Source organism: Pseudomonas chlororaphis subsp. piscium, from assembly GCF_003850345.1.
Taxonomy (GTDB): domain Bacteria; phylum Pseudomonadota; class Gammaproteobacteria; order Pseudomonadales; family Pseudomonadaceae; genus Aquipseudomonas; species Aquipseudomonas piscium.
The window spans coordinates 738,623-753,563 of the sequence record NZ_CP027707.1 but is presented as its reverse complement, the minus strand read 5'-3'; the positions used below and the strand labels follow the sequence as shown (position 1 = coordinate 753,563).

The following is a 14,941-nucleotide window of genomic DNA, read 5'->3' as shown; positions in this document are numbered from 1 at the left end:
AAAAGCAACCCAGGCCACCCGCCAGCCTGCGAACCCCGCCGCTCTCCGCTATCATGCGCACACCTTCGATTCGCGAGATTGCCATGCGTCGCCTGCTTTGCCTGATGCTGTTCGTGCTTGCCCTGCCGGCGACCGCTGCCGGGCTGCTGGACAGCCGCCCCAGTTCGACCCTGGGCTCGATCAACAACAGCGCCGACTTCCTGCCGGTGCGCGAAGCGTTCCAGCTGAGCCTGCTGCAAAGCACGCCGCAGTCGATCACGCTGCGTTTCGTCGCCACCGAGGGTTATTACCTCTATCGCCACCGCTTCCAGTTCCGCGCCGAGCCCGCCGAGATCGCTCTGGGTGCCGCCCAACTGCCCAAGGGCGAACAGAAACATGACGAGTTTTTCGGCGATGTCGAGGTCTACCACGGCATTGTCGATGTCGAACTGCCGCGCAGCGCCACGGATCAACGGGCCTTCACCCTGGCCGTGACTTACCAGGGCTGCGCCGACAAGGGCCTGTGTTATCCACCGGAAACCGAGCGTTTGCAGATCGATGGCGCGGCCTCTTCTGCCAGTGTCTCAAGTGCCGGTAGCCCCGCTACCGACAATGGGAAAACCGGCTGGAGCTGGCGCGAACTGGCGCTGTTCTTTCTCGCCGGCATCGGCCTGACGTTCACCCCCTGCGTCCTGCCGATGCTGCCGATTCTGTCCGGCGTGGTCCTCAAGGGCCAGGTTGGCGGCTGGCGTGGTTTCAATCTGTCGCTGGCCTATGTGTTGCCGATGGCCGCCTGCTTCGCCCTGCTCGGCGCCTTGATGGGGCTGTTCGGCGCCCAGCTCAATTTGCAGGCGCGCCTGCAATCCGCCTGGGTGCTGGTGCCCTTTGCGCTGTTCTTCGCCGTGTTCGCCCTGGCGATGTTCGACGTCTTCGAACTCAAGCTGCCGCGCTTTATCAGCCAGCGTCTGGAACGCATTGCCGGGCGCACCGAAGGCGGCTCGCTGTGGGGCGCGGCGGTTCTCGGGGTGGTGTCCAGCCTGCTGGTATCGCCCTGCGTTTCGGCGCCCCTGGCGGGCGCCCTGCTGTATATCAGCGCCAGCGGCGACGCCCTGGGCGGTGCCCTGAAGCTGTTCGCCCTGGGCCTGGGCATGGGCGCACCGCTGTTGCTGGTGGCCACCGGTGGCGCGGCCTGGCTGCCGAAAAGCGGGCCATGGCTGGTCTATGTGAAAAACGCCATTGGCGTGCTGTTGCTCGGCCTGGCGATTGGCCTGCTGAGCCGGGTCTTGCCGGGCCAGGTCAGCCTGCTGCTGATTGGCGCGCTGGCGGCGGGTGTCGGTCTGTTTCTCGGCGCCCTGGAGTTTGTCTACAAGGCACCCCGCGCGCGCCTGGCGCAGCTGTGCGGGCTGTTCCTGCTGGTGTATGCCCTGGCCTGCTGGTACGGCGCATTCAGCGGCCAGACCGATCCGCTCAGCCCGCTCGCCCGCCCGCCAGTCGCGACCACCAGCAACAGCCCTGAGAAAACCAGCGCCGGCCAGTGGCAGACCGTCACCACCCCGGGCGAGCTGGACCAGGCCCTGGCCGACGCCCGAAACGCGGGCGCCCCACTGCTCCTCGACTGGTACGCCGACTGGTGCATCAGTTGCAAAGTCATCGAACGCGAGGTGCTCAACGACCGCCAGGTGGTCGAACGCCTGCGGGGCTATCGCCTGGTCCGCTTCGATATCACCGCCAGCAACCGCGAACAGCGCGCCCTGCTGGACCGTTACCAACTGTTCGGCCCGCCGGCGCTGATGTTCTTCGGCAAAGATGGCGTCGAACGCCCCGATGTGCGCGTGGTTGGCGAAATCAGCGCCTCGGACTTCGCCGAACGCATTGCCGCAGCGAATGACCGGATTTAGTCAGTTGGTCACATATTTCGCGTAAACATCGGTCAACGTGCTGCCTATTGCAGAGAACTGGACAGTCACAAAGGCTTTGCGGCATAGTCGCCGGGTTCTGATAACAGCACCTTCTAATCACTGCGCAATAACAAGGAACGGCAGATGGCGACCCTACTGGTTCTTCACGGACCCAACCTGAACCTGCTCGGCACCCGTGAACCGGGGGTCTACGGTGCAGTCACCCTGGCTGAGATCAACCAGGACCTGGAACGCCGGGCCCGCGAGGCCGGCCACCATTTGCTCTACCTGCAAAGCAACGCCGAGTATGAATTGATCGACCGTATCCACGCCGCCCGCGATGAAGGCGTGGACTTCATTCTGATCAATCCAGCAGCTTTTACGCATACAAGTGTCGCATTACGTGACGCGCTGCTGGCGGTGAGCATCCCATTCATCGAAGTGCATTTGTCTAACGTGCACAAACGCGAACCTTTCCGCCATCACTCCTACTTCTCCGACGTTGCGGTGGGAGTGATCTGCGGCCTTGGCGCCAGCGGTTACCGACTGGCCCTGGAGGCCGCCTTAGAGCAGCTTGAACAACAAGCTAAACGCCCCTGACCGACCCTTGGGAGTTGATGATTCATGGATATCCGTAAAGTTAAGAAACTGATCGAACTGCTGGAAGAGTCCGGCATCGACGAGCTCGAGATCAAGGAAGGCGAAGAGTCCGTACGCATCAGCCGCCACAGCAAGACTCCAGCCCAGCAGTACTACGCACCGGCACCGATGGCTGCTCCAGCCGCCGCACCTGCCGCTGCCGCCCCGGCCGCCGCCGCTGCCCCAGCAGCTCCAGCTGCCCCAGCGCTGAACGGCACCGTTGCCCGTTCGCCGATGGTCGGCACCTTCTACCGCAAATCCTCGCCAACCTCGCCAGCCTTCGTTGAAGTCGGCCAGAGCGTGAAGAAAGGCGACACCCTGTGCATCGTCGAAGCCATGAAGATGATGAACCACATCGAAGCTGAAACCAGCGGTGTGATCGAATCCATCCTCGTCGAAGACGGCCAGCCGGTTGAGTACGACCAACCGCTGTTCACCATCGTTTGAACCGCGGAGAGCCAACGATGTCTGCGAAGTTGGAAAAAGTTCTGATCGCCAACCGCGGTGAAATCGCCCTGCGGATCCTGCGTGCCTGCAAAGAGATGGGTATCAAGACCGTCGCCGTTTACTCCAAGGCCGACAAGGAACTGATGCACCTGGGTCTGGCAGACGAATCCGTCTGCATCGGCCCGGCCTCCGCCGCGCACTCCTACCTGCACATTCCGGCGATCATCGCGGCCGCCGAAGTGACTGGCGCCACCGCCATTCACCCAGGCTACGGCTTCCTCGCGGAAAACGCCGACTTCGCCGAGCAGGTCGAGAACTCCGGCTTCGCCTTCATCGGCCCGAAAGCCGAGACCATTCGCCTGATGGGCGACAAGGTATCGGCCAAGCACGCCATGATCGCTGCCGGCGTACCTACGGTTCCCGGTTCCGACGGCCCGCTGCCGGAAGACGAAGAAACCGCGCTGCGCATCGGCCGTGAAGTCGGCTACCCGGTGATCATCAAGGCCGCTGGCGGCGGCGGTGGTCGCGGCATGCGCGTGGTGCATAAAGAAGAAGACCTGATCTCCTCGGCCAAGCTGACCCGCTCCGAAGCGGGCGCGGCGTTCGGCAACCCGATGGTCTACCTGGAGAAGTTCCTGACCAACCCACGTCACGTGGAAGTCCAGGTGCTGTCTGACGGCCAGGGCAACGCGATCCACCTGGGCGACCGCGACTGCTCCCTGCAGCGTCGTCACCAGAAGGTGCTTGAAGAAGCGCCGGCCCCGGGCATCGACGAAACCGCTCGCCAGGAAGTCTTCGCTCGCTGCGTCAAGGCGTGCATCGACATCGGCTACCGCGGCGCCGGCACCTTCGAGTTCCTGTACGAGAACGGTCGTTTCTACTTCATCGAGATGAACACTCGTGTGCAGGTAGAGCACCCGGTATCGGAAATGGTCACTGGCGTCGACATCGTCAAGGAGATGCTGAGCATCGCCGCTGGCAACAAGCTGTCGATCTCCCAGAAGGACGTAGTCATCCGTGGCCACGCCCTGGAATGCCGGATCAACGCAGAAGACCCGAAAACCTTCATGCCAAGCCCAGGCACGGTCAAGCATTTCCATGCTCCGGGCGGCAATGGCGTACGCGTCGACTCGCACCTGTACAGCGGTTACGCGGTTCCACCGAACTACGACTCGTTGATCGGCAAGCTGATCACTTACGGGGCAACCCGTGAAGAAGCCATGGCGCGCATGCGCAATGCGCTGGACGAAATCGTGGTCGACGGGATCAAGACCAACATCCCGCTGCACCGCGACCTGACTCGTGACGAAGGCTTCTGCAAAGGTGGTGTGAACATTCACTACCTGGAGCACAAGCTGGCCGGTCAACACTGATCGACACCGCACCAGACCGACAAGGCCGCTTTCGAGCGGCCTTGTCGTTTCTGCGGTTTCCTTAGGTTGCAGAGGCGATATCGGCGCACGGAAATGGCGCCTGGCGTGTCGTCTTCTGCTTCCTGCTCGCGTAAACTTGCGCGCTTCTCGCAGCCCGCTAGGCTGCACATTACATATTTCAAAGGTGCCCGCCATGCCTTGGCTGCAAGTCCGTCTCGCCATCAGCCCAGAACAAGCCGAAACCTACGAAGACGCTTTTCTCGAAGTCGGCGCCGTTTCGGTGACCTTCATGGACGCCGAGGATCAGCCGATCTTCGAACCGGAACTCAACACCACCCCGCTGTGGAATCACACTCACCTGCTGGCCCTGTTCGAAGGCGGCACCGAGGCTGCCAGCGTGCTGGCCCACCTTGAGTTGCTGACCGGCAGCCCGCTACCCGAACACCACAGCGAAGTGATCGAAGACCAGGACTGGGAACGCAGCTGGATGGACAACTTCCAGCCGATGCGTTTCGGCCGGCGCCTGTGGATCGTCCCGAGCTGGCACGCCGCCCCCGAGCCGGACGCGGTCAACCTGCTGCTCGATCCGGGCCTGGCCTTCGGCACCGGCACGCACCCGACCACCGCCCTGTGCCTGGAATGGCTCGACGGTCAGGACCTGAAAGGCTGCAACGTGCTGGACTTCGGTTGCGGCTCAGGGATCCTGGCGATCGCCGCCCTGCTGCTGGGTGCCAAACAGGCGGTGGGCACCGACATCGACGTGCAGGCGCTGGAAGCCTCCCGCGACAACGCCGGGCGCAACAACATCGCCAAAGCGCTGTTCCCACTCTACCTGCCGGAAGACCTGCCGCAGGTCCAGGCGGACGTGCTGGTCGCCAACATCCTCGCCGGCCCGCTGGTTTCACTGGCGCCGCAGCTGTCCCGCCTGGTCAAGAGCGGCGGGCGCCTGGCGCTGTCGGGCATCCTCGCCGAACAAGGTGAAGAAGTCGCGGCGGCCTACGCTCAGGACTTCGAGCTGGATCCAATCGCCAACCTCGATGGCTGGGTACGCATCACCGGCCGTCGGCGCTAGAATGGCCGCCTGCATGAACCGGATCGCCGCATGACCGACAGTTTCGTCACCCAGTGCCCGCATTGCCAGACCAGCTTCCGCGTCAGCCACGCTCAGTTGAGCGTGGCCCGGGGCGTGGTGCGCTGCGGCTCGTGCCTGCAGGTGTTCAACGCCGCACGGCAGTTGCTTGAGCAACGCGCTGGCAAGGACGCTGTCGCTGCACCTTCCACACCGGCTACCCCTGCCGAACCGCTGACCCCGCCGCCACCGCGCGCCATCAGCCAGAAGCAGTGGAGCGCCACCGAACTCGACCTGGACAGCCTCGACCTGGACGAGGAACTGGCCAAGCTCGAACAGCGGGAAATCCAGCCAACCAAGGCCTTCGGCCAGGAGCGCGCCGCCAGGGAAGACACCCTCAGCGCCCGCCGCGACCAGCCGGACGCCGAAGAGGAACACTGGCCCGACAGCCTGTTCAGCCAGCCACCCGGCACCAGCGACGACCTCGACGAAAAACCCGAGCAGCCAGCCGTTGACGCTGGTCGCTCCGGGCGTACCGAACCGTCGCTGTCCTTTAACCTGGATGATCTGGAAGACGAACCCAAGGCGCCCTCCCTGCTCCTGGACGACGACCTGGAGCCCATGCCAGCGCACGACTCGCTGAAGGCCGACGAGCCCGATGAGATCGAGCCGCCAGCCAGCCCGGCGCCACGCAACAAGCGTGGCCGCGCCGAGCCCGAGGCGCCGGACGCCGTGCTGCTGGACCTGGAAGACGACCCGATCCAGCTGGACTGGCAGAAGCGCCGCTCGCCCTGGGGCCGCCGCTTGCTCTGGAGTTTGCTGATCCTGCTGGCCGCCGCCGGCCTGGCGGGTCAGTACATCGCCTATCACTTCGACGAACTGGCGCGCCAGGACCAGTACCGCCCCTGGTTCCAGCAACTGTGCCCGGAACTGGGTTGCACCGTGCCCTCGAAGGTCGATATCGGCCGCATCAAAAGCAGCAACCTGGTGGTACGCAGCCATCCGGACTTCAGCGGCGCGCTGGTGGTGGATGCGATCATCTACAACCGCGCGTCGTTCTCCCAGCCCTTCCCGCTGCTGGAGCTGCGTTTCGCCGACCTCAACGGCCATCTGATCGCCAGTCGTCGCTTCAAGCCCGGCGAATACGTCAAGGGTGAACTCGAGGGCGTGTCGGAGATGCCGCCGCAGACGCCGATCCATATCGCGCTGGACATCCTCGATCCGGGCCCCAAGGCCGTCAACTACAGCCTAAGCTTTCACTCGCCCGAGTAAGACGGGCCATCCGAGCAAAGGCCGCTCTGGATTGACGACGGTTTTCTGACTGCTGCCCAGCGGACCAAACCCTTGGCAATAACAGAATAACTGTTCAGATTTTATCCAATTCAGCCTTTATCCGGTCATCGAGAGCGGGTATCATGCCAACCCTTTTTCGAACTCTCATGATCCGGCCCCACAACAGGGAAGTCCTATGTCGGCGGTACGCATCGGCCCATATACATTGCACAACGGCTTGATTCTCGCCCCCATGGCGGGTGTCACCGACCAGCCCTTTCGTCAGCTTTGCAAGCGGTTGGGTGCAGGCCTTGTAGTCTCGGAAATGGTCACCAGCGACATGAGTTTGTGGAACAGTCGCAAATCGCGTCTGCGCATGATCCACGAGGGTGATCCCGAGCCGCGCTCGGTACAGATCGCCGGTGGCGATGCACAGATGCTGGCGGATGCCGCCCGCGCCAACGTCGAGTTGGGCGCACAGATTATTGATATCAACATGGGTTGTCCGGCGAAGAAGGTCTGCAACAAGGCCGCCGGCTCCGCGTTACTGAAAGATGAAGATCTGGTGAACGAGATCCTGCAGGCCGTGGTGGCCGCAGTCGATGTGCCGGTCACCCTGAAGATCCGTACCGGCTGGGACCGGGCGAACAAGAACGGCCTGACGGTGGCGAAGATCGCCGAACAGGCAGGTATCACGGCATTGGCGGTCCATGGCCGGACCCGGGCCGACCTGTACACCGGTGAGGCCGAGTACGACACCATTGCCGCGATCAAGCAGGCGGTGTCGATCCCGGTCTTCGCCAACGGCGATATCGACTCGCCCGGGAAGGCCCGCTACGTCCTCGACGCTACCGGTGCCGACGGGCTGTTGATTGGCCGGGCCGCTCAGGGGCGGCCATGGATTTTTCGTGAAATCGAGCATTTTCTGCGTACCGGTCAAACCCTGCCGGCACCTGAGCTGTTCGAGGTGGAACGTATTCTGCTTGAGCATCTGGCCGCGCTGCATGCCTTCTATGGCGATGTCATGGGCGTACGCATTGCTCGCAAGCATGTGGGCTGGTATCTCGCAACTCTGCCGGGCGCCAGGGAGTTTCGCGCCCACTTCAATCGTTTGGAAGATACGGAAGCACAGTGCGCCAACGTTCGTGAGTTCTTTGCCGAGCGTTACAAGAGCCTGGTGACAGGGGACGGAGAGGGGGTGGCCGCATGACGATGATGACCGAGACTTTAGTGAGTGGAACAGCACCCGTGAGCGACAACGTGAATTTGAAACAGCACCTCAATACACCGAGCGAAGAAGGCCAGACCCTTCGCGGGAGTGTCGAGAAGGCGCTGCACAATTATTTCGCCCACCTTGAGGGCGCGGCCGTCACGGACGTGTACAACCTGGTGCTCTCCGAAGTCGAGGCTCCGTTGCTCGAAAGCGTGATGAACTACGTCAAGGGCAACCAGACCAAAGCCAGCGAGCTGCTCGGTCTGAACCGCGGCACCCTGCGCAAGAAACTCAAGCAGTACGATTTGCTGTAAGCATTCAATCAAACCAGAAAGGCGCCCGCGTAAAACCGGTCGCCTTTTTTGCTGACTCCTTTGCTTTTGATGGAAATTGAGATGACCGACCAGACTACCCGCCTGCCGATCCGCCGCGCCTTGATCAGTGTTTCCGACAAGACCGGGATCCTCGAATTCGCCAAGGAGCTGGAAGCCCTGGGCGTGGAGATCCTCTCCACCGGCGGGACCTTCAAACTGCTGCAGGACAACGGCGTGGCCGCAGTGGAAGTCGCGGATTACACCGGTTTCGCGGAAATGATGGACGGCCGGGTGAAGACCCTGCACCCGAAAATCCACGGCGGTATCCTCGGTCGTCGCGGTATCGACGACGCCATCATGAACGAGCACGGCATCAAGCCGATCGACCTGGTAGCGGTCAACCTCTACCCGTTCGAAGCCACCATCTCCAAGCCGGGCTGCGACCTGCCGACCGCCATCGAGAACATCGACATCGGCGGCCCGACCATGGTCCGCTCGGCGGCCAAGAACCACAAAGACGTGGCCATCGTGGTCAACGCCAGCGACTACGGCCAGGTGCTGGAAAGCCTGAAGGCCGGCGGCCTGACCTACGCCCAGCGCTTCGACCTGATGCTCAAGGCCTTCGAACACACCGCGGCCTATGACGGCATGATCGCCAACTACATGGGCACCGTGAACCAGGCGGCCGAAACCCTGACCACCGAAGGCCGCAGCGAATTCCCGCGCACCTTCAACAGCCAGTTCATCAAGGCCCAGGAAATGCGCTACGGCGAGAACCCGCACCAGAGCGCGGCGTTCTACGTGGAAGCCAAGCCTGCCGAAGTCGGCATCGCCACCGCCACCCAGCTGCAAGGCAAGGAACTGTCGTACAACAACGTGGCCGACACCGACGCCGCGCTGGAATGCGTGAAGAGCTTCGTCAAGCCGGCCTGCGTCATCGTCAAGCACGCCAACCCGTGCGGCGTGGCCGTGAGCCCGGACGCTGAAGGCGGTATCCGCCAGGCGTATGAGCTGGCTTACGCCACCGACACCGAATCGGCCTTCGGCGGCATCATCGCCTTCAACCGCGAACTGGACGCCGAGACCGCCAAGGCCATCGTCGAACGTCAGTTCGTCGAAGTGATCATCGCCCCTTCGGTCAGCGACGAAGCCCGCGCCATTGTTGCCGCCAAGGCCAACGTGCGCCTGCTGGCCTGCGGCCAATGGTCGGCGGACCGTGTTCCGGCCTGGGACTACAAGCGCGTCAACGGTGGCCTGCTGGTGCAGAGCCGCGACATCGGCATGATCGGCGCCGACGACCTGAAAGTGGTGACCAAGCGCGCCCCGACCGAACAGGAAATCCACGACCTGATCTTCGCCTGGAAAGTAGCCAAGTTCGTCAAATCCAACGCCATCGTCTACGCCAAGAACCGTCAGACCATCGGCGTCGGCGCCGGCCAGATGAGCCGCGTGAACTCCGCCCGTATCGCCGCCATCAAGGCTGAACACGCCGGCCTGCAAGTGCAGGGCGCGGTCATGGCGTCCGATGCGTTCTTCCCGTTCCGCGACGGCATCGACAACGCAGCCAAGGTCGGCATCACCGCGGTGATCCAGCCAGGCGGCTCGATGCGCGACAACGAAGTGATCGCCGCCGCCGACGAGGCCGGCATTGCGATGGTATTCACCGGTATGCGCCACTTCCGCCACTAATACGGCAACGGTCGCACTGACGCCGGCATCTGCTGCGTTGGAGCCCACCCCGATGATGCTCATTGCCAGAAGGCAACTCCGCTCATCGAGGTGGGCTCCGCCTTGCATCTACCGGCGTCATTGCAACCTCCCAGCGCGTGAAACGCTTTGGGCTCCAAACAGAATTAGCGTCATCCGAGGTTTTTGAAATGAATGTACTGATCATTGGTAGCGGCGGTCGTGAACACGCCCTGGCCTGGAAAGTCGCTCAAGACCCACGGGTCGAGAAAGTCTTCGTTGCTCCGGGCAACGCCGGCACCGCCATCGAAGCCAAGTGCGAGAACGTGGCCATCGACGTATTGGCCCTCGAACAGTTGGCCGACTTTGCCGAGAAGAATGTTTCCCTGACCATCGTCGGTCCGGAAGTCCCGCTGGTGGCCGGCGTGGTCGACCTGTTCCGCTCCCGCGGCCTGGACTGCTTCGGTCCGACCGCTGGCGCGGCCCAGCTGGAAGGTTCGAAAGCCTTCACCAAGGACTTCCTGGCTCGCCACAAGATCCCGACCGCCGACTACCAGAACTTCACCGAGATCGAGCCGGCCCTGGCTTATCTGCGGGAAAAGGGCGCGCCGATCGTGATCAAGGCCGACGGCCTGGCCGCCGGTAAGGGCGTGATAGTCGCCATGACCCTGGCCGAAGCCGAAGACGCCGTGCGCGACATGCTGGCCGGCAATGCCTTCGGCGACGCGGGTTCCCGTGTGGTAATCGAAGAGTTCCTCGACGGCGAGGAAGCCAGCTTCATCGTCATGGTCGACGGCAAGAACGTGCTGCCCATGGCCACCAGCCAGGACCACAAACGCGTCGGCGACGGCGACAGCGGCCCGAACACCGGCGGCATGGGTGCCTACTCCCCTGCCCCGGTGGTCACCGCCGACGTGCACCAGCGCGTGATGGACCAGGTGATCTGGCCGACCGTGCGCGGCATGGCCGACGAAGGCAACGTCTACACCGGTTTCCTGTACGCCGGTCTGATGATCGACAAGGCCGGCAACCCGAAGGTCATCGAGTTCAACTGCCGCTTCGGCGACCCGGAAACCCAACCGGTGATGCTGCGCCTGCAGTCGAGCCTGGTGCTGCTGGTCGAGGCCGCTCTGGCCCAGGCGCTGGACAAGGTCGAAGCGCAATGGGATCCACGTCCGAGCCTGGGCATCGTCCTGGCCGCCGGCGGCTACCCTGGTGACTACGCCAAAGGCGCGGTGATCGAAGGCCTGGACGCAGCCGCCAAACTGGAAGGCAAAGTCTTCCACGCCGGTACCGCACTCAAGGACGGTCAAGTGGTAACCTCCGGCGGCCGCGTGCTCTGCGCCACCGCCCTGGGCGAAAGCGTGGGTGCCGCGCAGCAGCAGGCTTACCAACTGGCGGCTAAGATCGATTGGCAAGGCTGCTTCTATCGCAAAGACATCGGTTACCGGGCCATTGCCCGCGAGCGTGGCGAAAGTCAGGAGTAATCCTGTCTTCCGGTCAGGCCAGGGCCCCAGGCCCTTGCCTGACTGCTCCAGCGCCGCGCATAGTTATAATCTGGCATCAACCTACGAAGGGATTTCGCCGTGCGCTGGCTCAGGACTGCCATAGGTTTCACCGTCACTCTGCTGACCCTGCTCTGCTTGATCCCGGCCCAGGCCGCACAAGGCAGTAACTGGGCCGTTTTGCTCGATGAACAGGCCGACCTGCAACTGAGCGATATCCGCTCCCCGCGCTACACCAATCAATTCAGCCCGATCGAACTGGAACGCATCACCGCCGCCGAACCCGGAGGCGCATTATGGTTGCGTTTCAAACTGCAACCGGGCCAGCACGAACAACTGCTGCGGATCTTCGCGCCCGACCTGTCACGTCTGGACATGTATGTGCTGGACGGCGACAACCTGGTCGAGCAACTGACCTCCGGCACCCAGCAGCCCCAGGCCGAACGGCCTTTGCCCAGCAGCGACTTCATGCTGCCGCTGCCGCAGAACCAGAAGACCCTCGATGTCTATCTGCGCCTGGTCTCCGATCATCAGTTGCGCCCGTACATCACCCTGCAATCGGCGGTCATGACCGCGGCCAATCAGGGCCAGAGCGTGCTCTACGGCCTGCTGTTCGGCTGCATGGGCATGCTGATGCTGCACAACCTGGTGCGCTACGCCTACACCCGCTCGCGCAGCAGCCTGTGGCTGGCGTCCTGCGAAGCATTGGTAATGCTCAGCCTGGCGCTGATGCTCAACCTGTTCGGCCCCTGGCTGCCGGACTGGCATGCGATACAGACCCCTGGCGCCTACCTGGCGCTGCTCTTGACCACCCCTTGTGGGCTGATGTTCGTCTATCGCTTTTTCGCCCCGCTGGGTCCGCATCCGCTGAACAAGCTGCTGCTGGTCGACATCCTGATGGTCGGCCTGTGCAGCCTGCTGCTGCTGTTCGTCGATTCGCTGCCGCTGAATCTCATCACTTACGGCCTGGTGGCCCTGGTCGGCCTGAGCATGCTGTTCATCGCCGGTTATCACTGGCACAAAGGCTACCACCCGGCGCGCTACTTCGTAGCCGGCATGGGCATCTTCAACATCGGCGCGCTGATCGTGCTGCCAGCACTGCTGGGGCTGACCATGGTCGCACCCCAGGGGCTGATCATCACCCTGCTGGTGACCATGTGCCTGAGCGGGTGGGCGATGAGCATCGCCCTGGGCGAGCGCCAGCGCAGCATCACCGAGGATGAATTCAGCGTCAGCCGCGACCTCGCCGCCAGCAACGCCGAGGTCAATGCCAAGGCCGAGTTCCTGGCGAAGATCAGCCACGAAATCCGCACACCGATGAACGGTGTGTTGGGCATGACCGAACTGCTGCTGGGCACGCCGCTGTCAGTCAAACAGCGCGACTACGTGCAGACCATCCACAGCGCCGGCAACGAGCTGCTGACCCTGATCAACGAGATCCTCGACATCTCCAAGCTCGAGTCCGGGCAAATCGAGCTGGACGATGTGCAGTTCGACCTCAATGCCCTGATCGAAGACTGCCTGAGTATTTTCCGCGCCAAGGCCGAGCAGCAGAACGTCGAGCTGATCAGCTTCATCCAGCCGCAGGTGCCGCGCGTGATCAGCGGTGACCCGACCCGCTTGCGCCAGGCCATGCTCAGCCTGTTGGAAAACGCCCTGAAGAAGACCGACGAAGGCGAGGTCCTGGTGGTGGTCGCGCTGGACGAGCGCACCAGCAAACCGCGCCTGCGTATCGCCGTGCAGGACAGCGGCCAGCCGATGGAAGCCGAAGAGCGCGATGCCCTGCTGCATTCGGAACTGCACAGCAAGAACTTCCTCGCCAGCACCCGCCTGGGCGGCAATCTCGGCCTGGTCATCGCTCGCCAGCTGATCCTGCTGATGCATGGCGAGTTCGGGATCAAGACCAGCGCCAACCAGGGCAGCACCCTGTGGCTGACCCTGCCGCTGGACCCGGAGCGCCTGGAGCATCCGACCTCCGACCTGGATGGCCCGCTGCAAGGAGCGCGGGTGCTGGTGGTGGACGACAACGACACCTGCCGCAAGGTCCTGGTGCAACAATGCAGCGCCTGGGGCCTGAACGTCAGCGCCGTGCCTTCGGGCAAGGAAGCCCTGGCCCTGCTGCGTACCAAGGCGCACCTGCGCGACTACTTCGACGTGGTGCTGCTCGACCAGAACATGCCCGGCATGACCGGCATGCAACTGGCGGCCAAGATCAAGGAAGACCCGAGCCTGAACCACGACATCCTGCTGATCATGCTCACCGGCATCAGCAACGCGCCGAGCAAGGTCATCGCGCGCAACGCCGGGGTCAAGCGCATCCTCGCCAAACCTGTGGCCGGCTATACCCTCAAGACCACCCTGGCCGACGAACTGACCCAGCGCAACAAGGGCCAGTTCGTGCCGCACCAGCCCCATGCGCTGAGCGGGGTTCCGGTGCCGGTCAAGGTGCCAAGCGACTTCCGCATCCTGGTGGCCGAGGACAACAGCATTTCCACCAAGGTGATTCGCGGCATGCTCGGCAAGCTCAACCTGCAGCCCGATACCGCGAGCAACGGCGAGGAAGCCCTGCAAGCGATGAAGGCCCAGCGCTACGACCTGGTGCTGATGGACTGCGAAATGCCGATCCTCGACGGCTTCTCCGCCACCCAGCAGCTGCGGGCCTGGGAAGTCGGCAACCAGCGCGTGCGCACGCCCGTGGTGGCACTGACCGCGCACATCCTCACCGAGCACAAGGAACGCGCGCGGCAGGCCGGCATGGACGGGCACATGGCCAAGCCGGTGGAGCTGTCGCAACTGCGCGAACTGATCGAGCACTGGGTGGCGCAGCGCGACCTGCAGAACCGCACCACGGCGCAACCGTCCTGAGCCGACAGCACGACAAACGCCTGTTAAACTCCGCTCGCCCTCCCTCGCTGTGAGTTTGCGCCATGCTCCATGTGCTGTTCAGCGTGTACCTGAAGATGCTGGTGCTCTACAGCCCCTTCTTCGTCCTGTCCTGCTTCATCAGCCTGACTCGCGGCTACTCCAACAAGGAACGTCGGCGCCTGGCGTGGAACGTCGCCCTGGCGACCCTGGCCTCCAGCGTGCTGCTGTACCTGTTCGGACGGGTGATCTTCAGTGTGTTCGGCATCACCGTGGATGCCTTCCGCATCGGCGCGGGCAGCGTGCTGTTCATCTCGGCGCTGGGCATGGCCCAGGGCAAGTCGGCGATCCAGACCGACAACGTGCAGCAGGACGTGACCATAGTGCCGCTGACCATCCCGCTGACCGTCGGCCCCGGCACCATCGGCGCCCTGCTGGTGATGGGCGTCAGCCAGCCGCACTGGGACGACAAACTCACCGCGATCCTCAGCATCGCCCTGGCCAGCTTCACCGTCGGCGTGGTGCTGTACCTGTCCAACCGCATCGAGCGAATCCTGGGTGACCAAGGCTTGCAGATCGTCAGCCGACTGATGGGGCTGTTCGTCTGCGCCCTGGCGGCGCAGATCATCTTTACCGGGGTCAAGGGGTATCTGGGTTAGAGGCAGCTGCAAGCAGCAAGCTACA

At 63.3% G+C, this 14,941-nt stretch carries 12 protein-coding genes; all 12 read left to right on the top strand.

Annotated elements, in window-relative coordinates; translation table 11 throughout:
* Window positions 1–83 precede the first annotated feature (83 nt).
* The 12 genes from C4K38_RS03390 to C4K38_RS03335 all read left to right on the top strand — a co-directional run bounded on the left by C4K38_RS03390 (window position 84) and on the right by C4K38_RS03335 (window position 14,916).
* Window positions 84–1,877 carry a protein-disulfide reductase DsbD gene (locus C4K38_RS03390; protein ID WP_053277272.1) on the top strand — a complete coding sequence of 598 codons (1,794 nt, stop codon included), beginning with the start codon at window positions 84–86 and terminating at the stop codon, window positions 1,875–1,877.
* A gap of 144 nt (window positions 1,878–2,021) precedes the next feature.
* Window positions 2,022–2,477, top strand: coding sequence for a type II 3-dehydroquinate dehydratase (gene aroQ, locus C4K38_RS03385; RefSeq protein WP_007921644.1), 456 nt, complete (start codon window positions 2,022–2,024; stop codon window positions 2,475–2,477).
* A 24-nt stretch (window positions 2,478–2,501) separates the two neighbouring features.
* Window positions 2,502–2,963 carry an acetyl-CoA carboxylase biotin carboxyl carrier protein gene (gene accB, locus C4K38_RS03380; protein ID WP_009046774.1) on the top strand — a complete coding sequence of 154 codons (462 nt, stop codon included), beginning with the start codon at window positions 2,502–2,504 and terminating at the stop codon, window positions 2,961–2,963.
* Window positions 2,964–2,980: 17 nt separating this feature from the next.
* A complete protein-coding gene (accC, locus tag C4K38_RS03375; protein WP_007921646.1) occupies window positions 2,981–4,336 on the top strand; it encodes an acetyl-CoA carboxylase biotin carboxylase subunit in 1,356 nt (451 codons plus the stop codon).
* Window positions 4,337–4,529: 193 nt separating this feature from the next.
* Window positions 4,530–5,408 carry a 50S ribosomal protein L11 methyltransferase gene (gene prmA / locus C4K38_RS03370; RefSeq protein WP_053277271.1) on the top strand — a complete coding sequence of 293 codons (879 nt, stop codon included), beginning with the start codon at window positions 4,530–4,532 and terminating at the stop codon, window positions 5,406–5,408.
* A 30-nt stretch (window positions 5,409–5,438) separates the two neighbouring features.
* Entirely contained in the window at window positions 5,439–6,677 is a 1,239-nt protein-coding gene (locus C4K38_RS03365; RefSeq protein ID WP_053277270.1) for a DUF3426 domain-containing protein, read from the top strand.
* 196 nt (window positions 6,678–6,873) lie between these two features.
* The gene (dusB, locus tag C4K38_RS03360; RefSeq protein ID WP_053277269.1) at window positions 6,874–7,887 is read left to right on the top strand and encodes a tRNA dihydrouridine synthase DusB; all 1,014 of its coding nucleotides are present in this window, start codon (window positions 6,874–6,876) and stop codon (window positions 7,885–7,887) included.
* Window positions 7,884–8,204 carry a DNA-binding transcriptional regulator Fis gene (gene fis, locus C4K38_RS03355; protein WP_007921650.1) on the top strand — a complete coding sequence of 107 codons (321 nt, stop codon included), beginning with the start codon at window positions 7,884–7,886 and terminating at the stop codon, window positions 8,202–8,204. The genes dusB and fis overlap by 4 nt, the downstream gene beginning before the upstream one ends.
* Window positions 8,205–8,285: 81 nt before the next feature.
* Window positions 8,286–9,893 carry a bifunctional phosphoribosylaminoimidazolecarboxamide formyltransferase/IMP cyclohydrolase gene (gene purH, locus C4K38_RS03350; protein ID WP_025807973.1) on the top strand — a complete coding sequence of 536 codons (1,608 nt, stop codon included), beginning with the start codon at window positions 8,286–8,288 and terminating at the stop codon, window positions 9,891–9,893.
* Window positions 9,894–10,081: 188 nt separating this feature from the next.
* On the top strand, window positions 10,082–11,377 hold the full coding sequence (gene purD, locus C4K38_RS03345; RefSeq protein WP_053277268.1) for a phosphoribosylamine--glycine ligase: 1,296 nt from the start codon (window positions 10,082–10,084) through the stop codon (window positions 11,375–11,377).
* Window positions 11,378–11,476: 99 nt separating this feature from the next.
* Window positions 11,477–14,260: a hybrid sensor histidine kinase/response regulator gene (locus tag C4K38_RS03340; RefSeq protein WP_053277267.1), complete on the top strand. Its 2,784-nt coding sequence runs from the start codon at window positions 11,477–11,479 to the stop codon at window positions 14,258–14,260.
* 62 nt (window positions 14,261–14,322) lie between these two features.
* Complete coding sequence (locus C4K38_RS03335) at window positions 14,323–14,916, top strand: MarC family protein (RefSeq protein ID WP_053277266.1); 594 nt, start codon at window positions 14,323–14,325, stop codon at window positions 14,914–14,916.
* Window positions 14,917–14,941: the final 25 nt, after the last annotated feature.